The sequence below is a fragment of the Escherichia coli genome (genome assembly GCF_036503815.1).
In the GTDB taxonomy this organism is placed as follows: domain Bacteria; phylum Pseudomonadota; class Gammaproteobacteria; order Enterobacterales; family Enterobacteriaceae; genus Escherichia; species Escherichia coli_F.
The window spans coordinates 334,987-351,007 of the sequence record NZ_AP027764.1; the positions used below are offsets into that span (position 1 = coordinate 334,987).

Sequence of the window (16,021 nt, forward strand, 5' to 3'; positions counted from 1 at the left end):
ACTTTTACTTCCTGCGCAACAACCTTAACGCATTCGCCGTCACCAGCACTGTTGCACCCGTATCTGCCAGCACCGCCAGCCAAAGGCCAGTCATTCCTAATAGCGTGGTGACGAGGAAGATCCCTTTCAGCCCCAATGCAATGGTGATGTTCTGGCGGATGTTGGCGTGAGTGGCGCGTGCCAGTTCAATCATCTGCGCCAGGCCGCGCAGGTGATTATGCGTCAACGCCGCGTCGGCGGTTTCCAGCGCCACATCTGTGCCACTGCCCATTGCAATCCCTATGGCGGCAGCTTTCATGGCGGGCGCGTCGTTAATACCGTCACCGACCATCGCCAGAGGCGCATGTTGATTCAGCTCGGTCACCGCTTTGACTTTATCTTCTGGCAACAGGCCCGCTTTAAATTCCAGCCCCAGTTCACCGGCGATTGCCGCCGCGGCGCGGGGATTATCGCCAGTGAGGATCACCCCTTTGACACCCAGGGCGCTCAGTTCGCTGATGGCAGTTGCGGCGTCGGCGCGCAGGGTATCCTGCAATGCAATGACACCCAGTACTTCATCGTTACGCACCACCAGTACTACCGTTTGCCCGGCGCTTTCCAGTTCGTTAATTAAACCAGCAAATGCAACAGCCGGATGTTTTCCGGCAGCGCATATCAACACGCGCTCACCGTTAATCAGTGCTTCAATACCAGACCCGACCAGCGCCCGCTGTGATTCGGCGGCGGGAATGGCGAGTTCAGCAACCTGTGCTTCGCGTACGATGGCTTGCGCCAGTGGATGCGTCGCGCCTTGCTCGACCGCCGCTGCCAGTGTCAGCAGTTCAGATTCACTAATACCCGTTGCCGGATGAATCGCGGTAACGCGCGGTTTACCGACGGTCAGCGTGCCGGTTTTATCAAACGCCACCTGGGTAACACGACCTAGTTGTTCCAGCGCCGCACCGCCTTTAATCAACGCCCCACGACGCGCTGCTGCCGCCAGCCCGGAGGTTATCGCCGCAGGCGTGGAGATAACTAACGCACACGGGCAGCCAATCAGCAGCAGCGTCAGTCCTTTATAAATCCACTCTTGCCAGCTGGCGGCAAACAGCAGCGGCGGCACCAGCGTTACCAGCAGGGCGACGGCCATAATCGCGGGCGTGTAGATACGGCTGAAACGGTCGATAAACCGCTCAATGGGCGCGCGGCGCTCTTCGGCTTCTTCGATCAGTTTCAGAATCCGGTCAATGGCGCTGGCACCCGGTTCTGACAGCACTTCCAGCGTTACCAGACGGTCTACGCTGGTGGCGCCTGCAGGGACTTTATCGCCCGTCGCGCGCTCCACCGGAATGGATTCGCCGGTCAGGGCGCTTTCATCAAAACTGGCAAAGGGCGAGAGCAGTTTACCGTCGGCAGGCAAACGTCCACCTGCGGCAACTTCAATCACATCGCCAGGGCGCAGGCTGTTAATCGCCACCTCTTCCCGCTCACCGTTACGCAGGCGCGTGGCGGTTTCTGGTTTCAGCGCCATTAACGCGCTAACGCCCTGACGCGCGCGGCTGGCGGCCCAGCCTTCCAGTCGTTCACCAATCAAAAACAGCAGCAACACCATCGCAGCTTCAGCCGTTGCGCCAATAAACAGCGCGCCAATGGCGGCTACGCTCATTAACGTTTCAATGGCGAAGTAGCTGCCCGATTTGATCAGCCGTAATGCCTGGCGCGCAATCGGGTACAGCCCAAACAGTGTGGTCGCGATAAACGCCAGTTGACCGAACGGATGATTAAACTGCTCTAGCCCCCAGCTGATTGCCATCATCACGATAAGCGTAATCAGCGGCAGGTTCTCTTTCAGGCGTGATGCTTGCGGTTCTGCGGCTGCCTGTTCATCGCGCAGGGAGTAGCCTGCTTTTTGCACCGCTGATTCAACTTGTGCACGGATGTCATTGTCGGCATCAACCACCAGTTTTTCGGTGGCGAACAGCACCTGCACCTGATTTACGCCTGCAAGCTGGCGCACGGCATTTTCTACCTTGCGCGCACAGGCGGCGCAGTCCATGCCGCTGACTTTCCAGCTATAGCGGGTGCCGGAGACGTTTTCAGAGAGCGTTGGCGTGCTGGAACATGCGCCGTCGCAGCAACAGTCGTTGGCGTTCTGAACCGTGGGCAGCGGTTTGAACGCGGCAAATTGAGGGGCTTTCTTGCCGTGATTGTCAGGAGTCGACATGGCATCCTCCGGTTAAGTTTTTTCTCATTAACCGAAGGATACACTCTGGAGTCGACTCCAGAGTCAAGTTTTATCAGAGATACAGCGAGCGGACGATGAGGAAATGTCCGGCAAAGTAGCAGGCCGCAGCAATCGCGTTGTCCGCACGGAAGCGTCGGCGATAGTGACTACCCAGCCAGACAAAGTTACTTATAAACAGCAACGAAGCGCCGACAAACGCAGAGAGCGCTGGAGCGGTTGGACGGAAGAACCACAGTTCACCTGCCAGCCATACCATCACCAGCGTCATGCCGATAAACGTGCAGATAGGCCAACGATACTCTTCCAGACGCGTCCAGATAATCGCCAGTAACAGCGCACCCAGCACCAGCAACACCAGCGGCAAAGGCCAGAAGAAAGAGAGCGTCATCTGGCTGGCGAAATAGATGGTGTACAACAGGTGCGAGAGGAAAAACGCGCCGATGGCGTACATCAGACGTTGACGTGGCAACAGGGTTAGCGCATCGCCCAGCAGTGAAGCGCACAGCCCTGCCAGCACCAGATAACTAATGGCGTCGAACATCGGCGCTTGCCATGCCAGTAACAGCAGGAGAAGAAGGGTTAACGGTTTAAACACCCAGCGTTGCCAGGTTGGCCCGCGATACGATGCATCCACAGATAGCCATGCGGAAAGACAGACTGCGATAAACGACCAAAGCATCTTAGTTCCTTGAATTCGTTATTTTTTCGTAAGCGGAATGCCTACGGTCTTGCTTCCAGTTTAGTGGCGAGGGTGGACGGATGACAACACCATAACTGGCAGGGTATGCTTATTTCCGCATTTTCCGATGAGGGATAAAGATGAGCAAACCACCTCTTTTCTTTATTGTTATCATTGGCTTAATTATCGTCGCCGCATCGTTTCGTTTTATGCAACAACGACGGGAAAAAGCTGATAATGATATAGCGCCACTCCAGCAAAAGTTGGTGGTGGTGAGCAATAAGCGGGAAAAACCGATTAACGATCGCCGTTCGCGCCAGCAGGAAGTGACACCGGCTGGTACCAGCATGCGCTATGAGGCGAGCTTCAAACCGCAAAGCGGAGGAGTGGAACAGACCTTTCGCCTCGATGCCCAGCAGTACCATGCCCTGACAGTGGGCGATAAAGGTATGCTGAGCTATAAAGGAACGCGCTTTGTCAGCTTTGTCAGCAAACAATAAGGTTATTTTTTAACGTTAAATTTCTTCTGCCAGACCAGCAGTTCAAACACGCCGAAAAGGAAAATCCGCACCTTTTCGGCGGTGGTCATCTGCGGGCCATCTTTCGGTAAAGTGGATTTCAACAGCGCCAGCTGCATACCATGCATCAGCACGGTGAAAATCAGCGCCACGTTAACGAAAATATTCAGCGGACGCGGGAAGGGATGCACCAGGTTGAGGATTAAAAATCCCCAAACACAGAGCATTAACACACGACCAATATTAATCAGCATCACTTTCTCCTTGTGCTTCGCGTTGATACAGGCGGTAAGCCACCTGACCTGCCACTTTTTCCCGATGCAATGACCAGTTCGCCGGAACGGTGGGGAGCCCGTTTTCGACTTCGCTTTCGACATAAATCAGGGCTTCGTCAGCCAGCCAGCCGTTATCTTCCAGTAAATTTATCGTCTCTTCTAACAAGCCACGGCGGAACGGTGGATCGACAAAAACGATATTATGCGGTGTGCCTTTTTGCGCCAGGAATGACATCGCGTTGCTGTTCACCACGCGTGCATTGCCTGCTTTTAGTGTCGCCAGATTCTTAATTAACTGTTGAGAAACCGCGCGATCCATCTCAATCAACGTGGCCCCCGCAGCGTAGCGCGATAACGCTTCCAGCCCCAGCGCGCCGCTCCCGGCGAAGCAATCCAGACATTGGGCGTCAACAATGACCGGAGCCAGCCAGTTAAACAACGTTTCGCGTACGCGGTCGGTGGTGGGGCGCAGACCTGGGCTATCAGGAACCGGGAGTTTACGGCCTCGCCACTGCCCGCCAATAATGCGGATTTGGCCGCTGCCGGAATGATTCGGTTTTTTCATGATAAATTGCTCAATCCGCCAGATAACACATACTTGCAGGCGGTGATGTGAATTAAGTTAAGTGATAGACTATTTCATCATTTTTTTAGCTGCTATGTACATAGCGTTAACGCTGTGCCATGAAGCAACAGCGAGGAGTGTAGTCGCAAATGGCGAAAGAAAAAAAACGTGGCTTTTTTTCCTGGCTGGGCTTTGGTCAAAAAGAGCAGACCCCGGAAAAAGAGACAGAAGTCCAGAACGAACAACCGGTTGTAGAAGAAATCGTTCCGGCGCAAGAGCCTGCGAAGGCTTCTGAACAAGCCGTTGAAGAGCAGCCGCAGGCGCATACTGAAGCCGAGGCGGAAACTTTTGCTGCCGAAGTTGTGGAAGTTACTGAACAGGTTGCTGAAAGTGAAAAAGCGCAGCCTGAAGCTGTTGCTGAACCGGAAGTTATTACTGAGCCGGAAACGATAGTTGAAGAAACGCCAGCGTCAGTCATTGAACCTAAAGTTACGCCAGAGCCTGTGGCTATCGAGCGTGAAGAGCTGCCGTTGCCGGAAGACGTCAAAGCCGAAGAGGTTTCGCCAGAAGAGTGGCAGGCCGAAGCGGAAACCGTAGAGATTGTCGAAGCGGCGGAAGAAGAAGCGGCTAAAGACGAAATCACCGACGAAGAGCTGGAAGCACAGGCGCTGGCTGCCGAAGCGGCAGAAGAGGCGGTGATGGTGGTTCCTCCGGCAGAAGAAGAGCAGCCGGTGGAAGAAATCGCTCAGGAGCAGGAAAAACCGACCAAAGAAGGTTTCTTCGCGCGCCTGAAACGCAGCCTGTTAAAAACCAAAGAAAACCTCGGTTCCGGATTTATCAGCCTGTTCCGCGGTAAAAAAATCGACGATGATCTGTTTGAAGAATTGGAAGAGCAATTGCTCATCGCCGATGTGGGCGTGGAAACCACGCGTAAAATTATCACCAATCTGACAGAAGGTGCGACCCGCAAGCAGCTTCGTGATGCCGAGGCGCTCTATGGCCTACTGAAAGAAGAGATGGGTGAGATTCTGGCGAAAGTCGATGAACCGCTGAACGTTGAGGGTAAAACGCCGTTCGTGATCCTGATGGTGGGCGTCAACGGTGTGGGTAAAACCACGACGATTGGTAAGCTGGCGCGTCAGTTTGAGCAGCAGGGTAAATCAGTGATGCTGGCGGCGGGCGATACTTTCCGTGCAGCAGCGGTTGAACAGCTTCAGGTCTGGGGTCAGCGTAATAATATTCCGGTGATTGCCCAGCATACCGGTGCGGATTCCGCTTCTGTTATCTTCGACGCCATTCAGGCCGCTAAAGCGCGTAACATCGACGTTTTGATTGCCGATACCGCCGGACGCCTGCAGAACAAATCGCACTTGATGGAAGAGTTGAAGAAAATCGTCCGCGTGATGAAGAAACTCGACGTTGAAGCTCCGCATGAAGTTATGCTGACTATCGACGCCAGTACCGGGCAGAATGCAGTAAGCCAGGCCAAACTGTTCCACGAAGCCGTTGGCTTAACCGGCATCACGCTAACGAAACTGGACGGCACGGCGAAAGGCGGGGTAATTTTCTCGGTGGCTGACCAGTTTGGTATCCCTATCCGCTACATTGGTGTCGGCGAACGTATTGAGGATTTGCGTCCGTTTAAAGCGGACGACTTTATAGAGGCACTTTTTGCCCGAGAGGATTAACAATGATTCGCTTTGAACATGTCAGCAAGGCTTATCTCGGTGGGAGACAGGCGCTGCAGGGCGTTACGTTCCATATGCAGCCGGGTGAGATGGCGTTTCTGACCGGTCATTCCGGCGCAGGGAAAAGTACCCTCCTGAAGCTGATCTGTGGGATTGAGCGGCCCAGCGCCGGGAAAATCTGGTTTAGCGGCCATGACATCACGCGTCTGAAAAACCGTGAAGTTCCGTTTCTGCGTCGCCAGATTGGCATGATTTTCCAGGATCACCATCTACTGATGGACCGTACTGTCTACGATAACGTGGCGATCCCGCTGATTATCGCCGGTGCCAGCGGTGACGATATTCGTCGTCGTGTATCGGCGGCGCTGGATAAAGTCGGGCTACTGGACAAAGCGAAGAACTTCCCTATTCAGCTTTCCGGCGGTGAACAACAGCGTGTTGGCATTGCCCGCGCGGTGGTGAACAAACCCGCGGTACTGCTGGCGGATGAACCGACCGGTAACCTTGACGACGCGTTGTCAGAAGGAATTCTACGTCTGTTTGAAGAATTTAACCGCGTTGGGGTAACCGTATTGATGGCAACGCACGACATCAACCTGATTTCGCGGCGTTCCTATCGCATGCTCACCCTGAGCGATGGTCACTTGCATGGAGGCGTGGGCCATGAATAAGCGCGATGCAATCAATCATATCCGGCAGTTTGGCGGGCGTCTGGATCGCTTCCGTAAATCGGTCGGCGGCTCTGGTGACGGCGGTCGTAATGCGCCAAAACGGGCGAAATCCTCGCCAAAACCGGTAAATCGCAAAACCAACGTTTTCAACGAACAGGTGCGCTATGCCTTCCACGGCGCATTGCAGGATCTGAAAAGTAAACCGTTCGCCACGTTTTTAACGGTGATGGTTATCGCCATCTCCCTGACGCTGCCCAGCGTCTGTTATATGGTGTACAAAAACGTTAACCAGGCGGCGACGCAGTATTATCCGTCACCGCAAATCACTGTTTATCTGCAAAAAACGCTGGATGATGACGCCGCTGCGGGTGTGGTGGCACAGTTGCAGGCCGAGCAAGGCGTAGAGAAAGTAAACTATCTTTCTCGTGAAGACGCACTGGGCGAGTTCCGTAACTGGTCTGGTTTTGGTGGTGCGCTGGATATGCTGGAAGAAAACCCGCTTCCGGCAGTGGCGGTGGTAATCCCGAAACTCGATTTTCAGGGGACCGAGTCACTGAATACCTTGCGCGATCGTATCACCCAGATCAACGGCATTGACGAAGTGCGAATGGATGACAGCTGGTTTGCCCGTCTGGCGGCGTTGACCGGGCTGGTCGGGCGCGTTTCGGCAATGATCGGCGTATTGATGGTGGCGGCAGTGTTCCTCGTCATCGGTAACAGTGTGCGTCTGAGCATCTTTGCTCGCCGTGACTCCATTAACGTACAGAAACTGATTGGTGCGACAGATGGTTTCATCCTGCGCCCATTCCTGTACGGTGGCGCATTGCTGGGATTTTCTGGCGCATTGCTGTCATTAATTTTGTCGGAAATTCTGGTCCTGCGTTTGTCTTCGGCGGTTGCGGAAGTGGCACAGGTTTTCGGAACGAAGTTTGATATCAATGGCTTATCTTTCGATGAATGTCTGCTTTTGCTGCTGGTGTGTTCGATGATTGGCTGGGTGGCAGCCTGGCTTGCCACGGTACAACATTTACGCCACTTTACGCCTGAATAATAAAAGCGTGTTATACTCTTTCCCTGCAATGGGTTCCGTAGCAGGGAAAGAGACCCCGTTGTCTCTTCCCGGTATTTCATCTCTATGTCACATTTTGTGCGTAATTTATTCACAGCGTTGCATTGAACTTGTGGATAAAATCACGGTCTGATAAAACAGTGAATGATAACCTCGTTGCTCTTAAGCTCTGGCACAGTTGTTGCTACCACTGAAACGCCAGAAGATATCGATTGAGAGGATTTGAATGACTGACAAAATGCAAAGTTTAGCTTTAGCCCCAGTTGGCAACCTGGATTCCTACATCCGGGCAGCTAACGCGTGGCCGATGTTGTCGGCTGACGAGGAGCGGGCGCTGGCTGAAAAGCTGCATTACCATGGCGATCTGGAAGCAGCTAAAACGCTGATCCTGTCTCACCTGCGGTTTGTTGTTCATATTGCTCGTAATTATGCGGGCTATGGCCTGCCACAGGCGGATTTGATTCAGGAAGGTAACATCGGCCTGATGAAAGCAGTGCGCCGTTTTAACCCGGAAGTGGGTGTGCGCCTGGTCTCCTTCGCCGTTCACTGGATCAAAGCAGAGATCCACGAATACGTTCTGCGCAACTGGCGTATCGTCAAAGTTGCGACCACCAAAGCGCAGCGCAAACTGTTCTTCAACCTGCGTAAAACCAAGCAGCGTCTGGGCTGGTTTAATCAGGATGAAGTCGAAATGGTGGCCCGTGAACTGGGCGTAACCAGCAAAGACGTACGTGAGATGGAATCGCGTATGGCGGCACAGGACATGACCTTTGACCTGTCTTCCGATGACGATTCCGACAGCCAGCCGATGGCTCCGGTGCTTTATCTGCAGGATAAATCGTCCAACTTTGCCGACGGCATTGAAGATGATAACTGGGAAGAGCAGGCGGCAAACCGTCTGACCGACGCGATGCAGGGCCTGGATGAGCGTAGCCAGGACATTATCCGCGCACGCTGGTTGGACGAAGACAACAAGTCCACGTTGCAGGAACTGGCTGACCGTTACGGTGTTTCCGCTGAGCGTGTGCGCCAGCTGGAAAAGAACGCGATGAAAAAACTTCGCGCTGCTATTGAAGCGTAATTACCGCTGTTAAGCAGAGAACCCTGGATGAGAGTCCGGGGTTTTTATTTTTTGGGCCTCTGCAATAATCAATGACCCCCTCCGGCAAAACGCCAATCTCCACGCAGATTGTTAATAAACTGTCAAAATAGCTATTCCAATATCATAAAAATCGGGTATGTTTTAGCAGAGTATGCTGCTAAAGCACGGGTAGTCATGCATAAAACGAAATAAAGTGCTGAACAACAACATCACAACACACGTAATAACCAGAAGAATGGGGATTCTCAGGATGAATATAAAGGGTAAAGCGTTACTGGCAGGATGTATCGCGCTGGCATTCAGCAATATGGCTCTGGCAGAAGATATTAAAGTCGCGGTCGTGGGCGCAATGTCCGGTCCGGTGGCCCAGTATGGCGACCAGGAGTTTACTGGCGCAGAGCAGGCAGTTGCGGATATTAACGCTAAAGGCGGCGTGAAAGGCAACAAACTGCAAATCGTAAAATATGACGATGCCTGTGACCCGAAACAGGCGGTCGCGGTGGCGAACAAAGTCGTTAACGACGGCATTAAATATGTCATTGGCCACCTCTGTTCTTCATCAACGCAGCCAGCGTCTGACATCTACGAAGACGAAGGCATTTTAATGATCACCCCAGCGGCAACCGCGCCAGAGCTGACCGCCCGTGGCTATCAGCTGATCCTGCGCACCACCGGTCTGGACTCCGACCAGGGGCCGACGGCGGCGAAATATATTCTTGAGAAGGTGAAACCGCAGCGTATTGCTATCGTCCACGACAAACAGCAATACGGCGAAGGTCTGGCGCGAGCGGTGCAGGACGGCCTTAAGAAAGGCAATGCTAACGTGGTGTTCTTTGATGGCATCACCGCCGGGGAAAAAGATTTCTCAACGCTGGTGGCGCGTCTGAAAAAAGAGAATATCGACTTCGTTTACTACGGCGGTTATCACCCGGAAATGGGGCAGATCCTGCGTCAGGCACGCGCGGCAGGGCTGAAAACTCAGTTTATGGGGCCGGAAGGCGTGGCTAACGTCTCGCTGTCTAACATTGCGGGCGAATCAGCGGAAGGGCTGCTGGTAACCAAGCCGAAGAACTACGATCAGGTTCCGGCGAACAAACCAATTGTTGACGCGATCAAAGCGAAAAAACAGGACCCAAGCGGCGCGTTCGTCTGGACCACCTACGCCGCGCTGCAATCTTTGCAGGCGGGCCTGAATCAGTCTGACGATCCGGCTGAAATCGCCAAATACCTGAAAGCGAACTCCGTGGATACCGTGATGGGGCCGCTGACCTGGGATGAGAAAGGCGATCTGAAAGGCTTTGAGTTCGGCGTATTTGACTGGCACGCCAACGGCACGGCGACCGATGCGAAGTAATCATTAATCGGCAACTTTGGGTTGCCGCCAAATTGCTAATATCGAGTACGCATGCTTCATGCCGGATGCGGCGTAAACGCCTTATCCGGCCTACAAGATCCAAAGAAATCAGTAAATTGCAGCACACATTGTAGGCCTGATAAGCGTAGCGCATCAGGCAATTTCTCGTTGGTCATCACTTTTGAAATCAAACTTGACGATTAACGCTTCTCCCAGCCGCCCTGTTGTGCCGTAAACCCCAGCGCCTGCATAAACGCCGTCATCACGCCGCGATCTTCCACGCCTGCATCCGCCATCCACCAGCCTGAAACGCCAGGATTGTTACGCAAAACCTCTTCCAGCAGATATTGCCCCACACCGCGACGTCGGGTGACTTCCCGCACGCGCAGGGAATCCAGTGCCCCCTCGGTGCCGTTTAAGGTTACCCGCACGGCCGCGAGCAGGCGCTCGTTAAAACGCGCGGCGTAGATGCGGTGGTTATCGTCAACCTGTAAAGAGGAAGATGAATACTCCGGCCAGATCTTTTGCAGATCAATCCGGTCCTGGTCGCTAAAGTGTTCTAATCGAATGATGGTCAGCTTCATGGGGAACCCGTGTAAATCACAAAAGTGGAACCAGTGTAGCGAAATAATTTAATCGGAGGCTTTCTCTTTTTTATTTCTTTTGGCAGGTGATTAATTTTTTAACAGCAATAATTACAAATTAAAAACATTAGAGAATGAAAAATGTCCAGCATAATCCCCTGAATGGTAGTGAATTATTCCGCCCTTTGTACCGTTATTTTATGCTGACAACGGCGCTTTTTTCTGTTTATCTATCAATAAATTCAGAATATTATCTGTTCTTAATCGACTGAAAAATAGGGATTTTAATCGCTATTATCACAAAATACTGCGCTAAACCCTTAATCAGACAGGCAAAAACAGTGCAGTATAAAAAAAGTACAGTCTGATTTGTTAACACATAAAAACAAAGCAACACAACATCACGAATGGGGATTTTTGACTATGAAACGGAATGCGAAAACTATCATCGCAGGGATGATTGCACTGACAATTTCACACACCGCTATGGCCGACGATATTAAAGTTGCCGTTGTCGGCGCGATGTCCGGTCCGATTGCCCAGTGGGGCGATATGGAATTTAACGGCGCGCGTCAGGCGATTAAAGACATTAATGCCAAGGGGGGAATTAAGGGCGATAAGCTGGTGGGCGTGGAATATGACGACGCCTGCGACCCGAAACAAGCCGTTGCGGTCGCCAACAAAATCGTTAACGACGGCATTAAATACGTTATTGGTCATCTGTGTTCTTCTTCTACCCAACCTGCATCAGATATCTACGAAGATGAAGGTATTTTGATGATCTCGCCGGGGGCGACCAACCCGGAGCTGACTCAACGCGGTTATCAACACATCATGCGTACTGCCGGGCTGGACTCTTCCCAGGGGCCAACAGCGGCAAAATACATTCTTGAGACGGTGAAGCCCCAGCGCATCGCCATCATTCACGACAAACAACAGTATGGCGAAGGGCTGGCGCGTTCGGTGCAGGACGGATTGAAAGCAGCCAATGCCAACGTCGTCTTCTTCGACGGCATTACCGCTGGTGAGAAAGATTTCTCCGCGCTGATCGCCCGCCTGAAAAAAGAAAATATCGACTTCGTTTACTACGGCGGTTACTACCCGGAAATGGGGCAGATGCTGCGCCAGGCCCGTTCCGTTGGCCTGAAAACTCAGTTTATGGGGCCGGAAGGGGTGGGTAATGCGTCGCTGTCGAACATTGCTGGTGATGCCGCCGAAGGTATGTTGGTCACTATGCCAAAACGCTATGACCAGGACCCGGCAAACAAAGGCATCGTTGATGCGCTGAAAGCAGACAAGAAAGATCCGTCCGGACCTTATGTCTGGATCACCTACGCGGCGGTGCAATCTCTGGCGACTGCCCTTGAGCGTACCGGCAGCGATGAGCCGCTGGCGCTGGTGAAAGATTTAAAAGCTAACGGTGCAAACACCGTGATTGGGCCGCTGAACTGGGATGAAAAAGGCGATCTTAAGGGATTTGATTTTGGTGTCTTCCAGTGGCACGCCGACGGTTCATCGACGGCAGCCAAGTGATCATCCCACCGCCCGTGAAATGCGGGCGGTTTTAGAAAGGTTACCTTATGTCTGAGCAGTTTTTGTATTTCTTGCAGCAGATGTTTAACGGCGTCACGCTGGGCAGTACCTACGCGCTGATAGCCATCGGCTACACCATGGTTTACGGCATTATCGGCATGATCAACTTCGCCCACGGCGAGGTTTATATGATCGGCAGCTACGTCTCTTTTATGATCATCGCCGCACTGATGATGCTGGGCATTGATAGCGGCTGGCTGCTGGTGGCGGCGGGATTCGTCGGCGCAATCGTCATTGCCAGCGCCTATGGCTGGAGTATCGAACGTGTGGCTTACCGCCCGGTGCGTAACTCTAAGCGCCTGATTGCGCTCATCTCGGCAATCGGCATGTCTATCTTCCTGCAAAACTACGTCAGCCTGACCGAAGGTTCGCGCGACGTGGCGCTACCCAGCCTGTTTAACGGTCAGTGGGTTGTGGGCCATAGTGAAAACTTCTCTGCCTCTATTACCACCATGCAGGCGGTGATCTGGATTGTTACCTTCCTTGCCATGCTGGCGCTGACAATTTTCATCCGCTATTCCCGCATGGGGCGCGCCTGTCGTGCCTGCGCGGAAGACCTGAAAATGGCGAGCCTGCTTGGCATCAACACTGACCGGGTGATTGCGCTGACCTTTGTGATTGGCGCGGCGATGGCGGCGGTGGCAGGTGTGCTGCTCGGTCAGTTCTATGGCGTAATTAACCCCTACATCGGCTTTATGGCCGGGATGAAAGCCTTTACTGCTGCGGTGCTCGGTGGGATTGGCAGTATTCCGGGAGCGATGATTGGCGGCCTGATCCTGGGGATTGCGGAAGCGCTCTCTTCTGCCTATCTGAGTACGGAATATAAGGATGTGGTTTCATTTGCCCTGCTGATTCTGGTACTGCTGGTGATGCCGACCGGTATTCTGGGTCGCCCGGAGGTAGAGAAAGTATGAAACCGATGCATATTGCAATGGCGCTGCTCTCTGCAGCCATGTTCTTTGTTCTCGCGGGCGTCTTTATGGGTGTGCAACTGGAGCTGGACGGCACCAAACTGGTGGTCGATACGGCTTCAGACATCCGATGGCAGTGGGTGTTTATTGGCACTGCGGTGGTCTTTTTCTTCCAGCTTGTGCGACCTGCGTTTCAGAAAGGATTGAAAAGCGTTTCCGGGCCGAAGTTTATTCTGCCCGCGATTGATGGCTCCACGGTGAAGCAAAAGCTGTTCCTCGTCGTACTGTTGGTGCTTGCGGTGGCGTGGCCGTTTATGGTGTCGCGCGGGACGGTGGATATCGCCACCCTGACTATGATCTACATTATCCTCGGCCTCGGGCTGAACGTGGTGGTGGGGCTGTCTGGCTTACTGGTACTGGGTTACGGTGGTTTTTACGCCATCGGCGCTTACACCTTTGCCTTGCTCAATCACTATTACGGTCTGGGCTTCTGGACCTGTTTGCCGATTGCCGGGTTGATGGCGGCGGCAGCGGGCTTCCTGCTCGGCTTCCCGGTGTTGCGTTTACGTGGCGACTATCTGGCGATCGTTACCCTCGGTTTCGGCGAGATTGTGCGCATATTGCTGCTCAATAACACGGAAATCACCGGCGGTCCGAACGGAATTAGTCAGATCCCGAAACCGACACTCTTCGGACTCGAGTTCAGCCGCACCGCCCGCGAAGGCGGCTGGGATACGTTCAGCAATTTCTTTGGCCTGAAATACGACCCGTCCGATCGCGTCATCTTCCTCTACCTGGTGGCGTTACTGCTGGTGGTACTAAGCCTGTTTGTCATTAATCGCTTACTGCGGATGCCGCTGGGCCGCGCCTGGGAAGCGTTGCGTGAAGATGAAATCGCCTGTCGTTCGCTGGGCTTAAGTCCGCGTCGTATCAAGCTGACCGCTTTTACCATCAGTGCCGCGTTTGCGGGTTTTGCCGGAACGCTGTTCGCGGCACGTCAGGGATTTGTCAGCCCGGAATCCTTCACCTTTGCCGAATCGGCGTTTGTGCTGGCGATAGTGGTGCTCGGTGGTATGGGCTCGCAATTTGCGGTGATTCTGGCGGCAATTTTGCTGGTGGTGTCGCGAGAGTTGATGCGTGATTTCAACGAATACAGCATGTTAATGCTCGGTGGTTTGATGGTGCTGATGATGATCTGGCGTCCGCAGGGCTTGCTGCCCATGACGCGCCCGCAACTCAAGCTGAAAAACGGCGCAGCGAAAGGAGAGCAGGCATGAGTCAGCCATTATTATCTGTTAACGGCCTGATGATGCGCTTCGGCGGCCTGCTGGCGGTGAATAACGTCAATCTTGAACTGTACCCGCAGGAGATCGTCTCGTTAATCGGCCCTAACGGTGCCGGAAAAACCACGGTTTTTAACTGCCTGACCGGTTTCTACAAACCCACCGGTGGCACTATTTTACTGCGCGATCAGCATCTGGAAGGTTTGCCCGGCCAGCAAATCGCCCGCATGGGCGTGGTGCGCACCTTCCAGCATGTGCGTCTGTTCCGTGAAATGACGGTGATTGAAAACCTGCTGGTGGCGCAGCATCAGCAACTGAAAACCGGGCTGTTCTCTGGCCTGTTGAAAACGCCATCCTTCCGTCGCGCCCAAAGTGAAGCGCTCGACCGCGCCGCTACCTGGCTTGAGCGCATTGGTTTGTTGGAACATGCCAACCGTCAGGCGAGTAACCTGGCCTATGGTGACCAGCGCCGTCTGGAGATTGCCCGCTGCATGGTAACGCAGCCGGAGATTTTAATGCTCGACGAACCGGCAGCAGGTCTTAACCCGAAAGAGACGAAAGAGCTGGATGAGCTGATTGCCGAACTGCGTAACCATCACAACACCACTATCTTGTTGATTGAACACGATATGAAACTGGTGATGGGGATTTCAGACAGAATTTACGTGGTCAATCAGGGGACGCCACTGGCAAACGGTACGCCTGAGCAAATCCGTAATAACCCGGACGTGATCCGTGCCTATTTAGGTGAGGCATAAGATGGAAAAAGTCATGTTGTCCTTTGACAAAGTCAGCGCCCACTACGGCAAAATCCAGGCGCTGCATGAGGTGAGCCTGCATATCAATCAGGGCGAAATTGTCACGCTGATTGGCGCGAATGGTGCGGGAAAAACCACCTTGCTCGGCACGTTATGCGGCGACCCGCGTGCCACCAGCGGGCGAATTGTGTTTGATGATAAAGACATTACCGACTGGCAGACGGCGAAAATCATGCGCGAAGCGGTGGCGATTGTCCCGGAAGGACGTCGCGTCTTCTCACGCATGACGGTGGAAGAGAATCTGGCGATGGGCGGCTTTTTTGCTGAACGCGACCAGTTCCAGGAGCGCATAAAGTGGGTCTATGAACTGTTTCCACGTCTGCATGAGCGCCGTGTTCAGCGGGCAGGCACCATGTCCGGCGGTGAGCAGCAGATGCTGGCGATTGGTCGCGCGCTGATGAGCAACCCGCGTTTGCTACTGCTTGATGAGCCATCGCTCGGGCTGGCACCGATTATCATCCAGCAAATTTTCGACACCATCGAACAACTGCGCGAGCAGGGGATGACCATCTTCCTCGTCGAGCAGAACGCCAACCAGGCGCTGAAGCTCGCTGATCGCGGCTACGTGCTGGAAAACGGTCATGTGGTGCTCTCCGATACCGGCGATGCGCTGCTGGCAAACGAAGCGGTGAGAAGTGCGTATTTAGGCGGGTAAATTATCGAATACCCGGCAGCCAGCTTCTGCCG

The 16,021-nt window shown here is 53.6% G+C and carries 16 protein-coding genes; 11 read left to right on the plus strand and 5 right to left on the minus strand.

Annotated elements, in window-relative coordinates:
* Positions 1 to 4: 4 nt before the first annotated feature.
* Both zntA and yhhN read right to left on the minus strand, forming a co-directional pair.
* Positions 5 to 2,203 carry a Zn(II)/Cd(II)/Pb(II) translocating P-type ATPase ZntA gene (gene zntA, locus AABJ99_RS01515; RefSeq protein WP_039020643.1) on the minus strand — a complete coding sequence of 733 codons (2,199 nt, stop codon included), beginning with the start codon at positions 2,201 to 2,203 and terminating at the stop codon, positions 5 to 7.
* Positions 2,204 to 2,276: 73 nt separating this feature from the next.
* Positions 2,277 to 2,903 (minus strand): lysoplasmalogenase, encoded by a 627-nt coding sequence (gene yhhN / locus AABJ99_RS01520; protein WP_000964718.1) that lies wholly within the window; start codon positions 2,901 to 2,903, stop codon positions 2,277 to 2,279.
* Between the two features lie 140 nt (positions 2,904 to 3,043).
* Between yhhN and yhhM the strand changes: the two genes are divergently transcribed.
* Positions 3,044 to 3,403, plus strand: coding sequence for a DUF2500 domain-containing protein (gene yhhM, locus AABJ99_RS01525; RefSeq protein WP_039020642.1), 360 nt, complete (start codon positions 3,044 to 3,046; stop codon positions 3,401 to 3,403).
* Between the two features lie 2 nt (positions 3,404 to 3,405).
* Here the strand turns inward: yhhM and yhhL are convergent, their stop codons facing one another.
* Positions 3,406 to 3,675, minus strand: coding sequence for a DUF1145 family protein (gene yhhL / locus AABJ99_RS01530; protein WP_032185343.1), 270 nt, complete (start codon positions 3,673 to 3,675; stop codon positions 3,406 to 3,408).
* Positions 3,665 to 4,261 (minus strand): 16S rRNA (guanine(966)-N(2))-methyltransferase, encoded by a 597-nt coding sequence (gene rsmD, locus AABJ99_RS01535; RefSeq protein WP_000743193.1) that lies wholly within the window; start codon positions 4,259 to 4,261, stop codon positions 3,665 to 3,667. Before rsmD ends, yhhL begins: the two co-directional genes overlap by 11 nt.
* 149 nt (positions 4,262 to 4,410) lie before the next feature.
* Between rsmD and ftsY the strand changes: the two genes are divergently transcribed.
* The 5 genes from ftsY (at position 4,411) to livJ (ending at position 10,145) form a co-directional block, all read left to right on the plus strand.
* On the plus strand, positions 4,411 to 5,949 hold the full coding sequence (gene ftsY, locus AABJ99_RS01540) for a signal recognition particle-docking protein FtsY (protein WP_039020641.1): 1,539 nt from the start codon (positions 4,411 to 4,413) through the stop codon (positions 5,947 to 5,949).
* Positions 5,950 to 5,951: 2 nt separating this feature from the next.
* On the plus strand, positions 5,952 to 6,620 hold the full coding sequence (ftsE, locus tag AABJ99_RS01545) for a cell division ATP-binding protein FtsE (protein WP_000617723.1): 669 nt from the start codon (positions 5,952 to 5,954) through the stop codon (positions 6,618 to 6,620).
* On the plus strand, positions 6,613 to 7,671 hold the full coding sequence (ftsX, locus tag AABJ99_RS01550) for a permease-like cell division protein FtsX (protein ID WP_001042003.1): 1,059 nt from the start codon (positions 6,613 to 6,615) through the stop codon (positions 7,669 to 7,671). The genes ftsE and ftsX overlap by 8 nt, the downstream gene beginning before the upstream one ends.
* A 244-nt stretch (positions 7,672 to 7,915) precedes the next feature.
* Positions 7,916 to 8,770, plus strand: coding sequence for an RNA polymerase sigma factor RpoH (gene rpoH, locus AABJ99_RS01555; protein WP_000130217.1), 855 nt, complete (start codon positions 7,916 to 7,918; stop codon positions 8,768 to 8,770).
* Between the two features lie 271 nt (positions 8,771 to 9,041).
* Positions 9,042 to 10,145 carry a branched chain amino acid ABC transporter substrate-binding protein LivJ gene (gene livJ / locus AABJ99_RS01560; RefSeq protein ID WP_001022009.1) on the plus strand — a complete coding sequence of 368 codons (1,104 nt, stop codon included), beginning with the start codon at positions 9,042 to 9,044 and terminating at the stop codon, positions 10,143 to 10,145.
* Between the two features lie 200 nt (positions 10,146 to 10,345).
* Here the strand turns inward: livJ and panM are convergent, their stop codons facing one another.
* The gene (panM, locus tag AABJ99_RS01565) at positions 10,346 to 10,729 is read right to left on the minus strand and encodes an aspartate 1-decarboxylase autocleavage activator PanM (RefSeq protein ID WP_000778765.1); all 384 of its coding nucleotides are present in this window, start codon (positions 10,727 to 10,729) and stop codon (positions 10,346 to 10,348) included.
* 423 nt (positions 10,730 to 11,152) lie between these two features.
* Between panM and livK the strand changes: the two genes are divergently transcribed.
* The 5 genes from livK to livF are packed head-to-tail and all read left to right on the plus strand — an operon-like array spanning position 11,153 to position 15,989.
* Positions 11,153 to 12,262, plus strand: coding sequence for a high-affinity branched-chain amino acid ABC transporter substrate-binding protein LivK (gene livK / locus AABJ99_RS01570; RefSeq protein ID WP_001353622.1), 1,110 nt, complete (start codon positions 11,153 to 11,155; stop codon positions 12,260 to 12,262).
* Between the two features lie 47 nt (positions 12,263 to 12,309).
* On the plus strand, positions 12,310 to 13,236 hold the full coding sequence (gene livH, locus AABJ99_RS01575) for a high-affinity branched-chain amino acid ABC transporter permease LivH (protein ID WP_039020640.1): 927 nt from the start codon (positions 12,310 to 12,312) through the stop codon (positions 13,234 to 13,236).
* On the plus strand, positions 13,233 to 14,510 hold the full coding sequence (gene livM, locus AABJ99_RS01580; RefSeq protein ID WP_338387482.1) for a branched chain amino acid ABC transporter permease LivM: 1,278 nt from the start codon (positions 13,233 to 13,235) through the stop codon (positions 14,508 to 14,510). Before livH ends, livM begins: the two co-directional genes overlap by 4 nt.
* Entirely contained in the window at positions 14,507 to 15,274 is a 768-nt protein-coding gene (gene livG / locus AABJ99_RS01585; protein WP_000082101.1) for a high-affinity branched-chain amino acid ABC transporter ATP-binding protein LivG, read from the plus strand. Before livM ends, livG begins: the two co-directional genes overlap by 4 nt.
* A 1-nt stretch (position 15,275) precedes the next feature.
* Entirely contained in the window at positions 15,276 to 15,989 is a 714-nt protein-coding gene (gene livF / locus AABJ99_RS01590; protein WP_000416895.1) for a high-affinity branched-chain amino acid ABC transporter ATP-binding protein LivF, read from the plus strand.
* Positions 15,990 to 16,021: the final 32 nt, after the last annotated feature.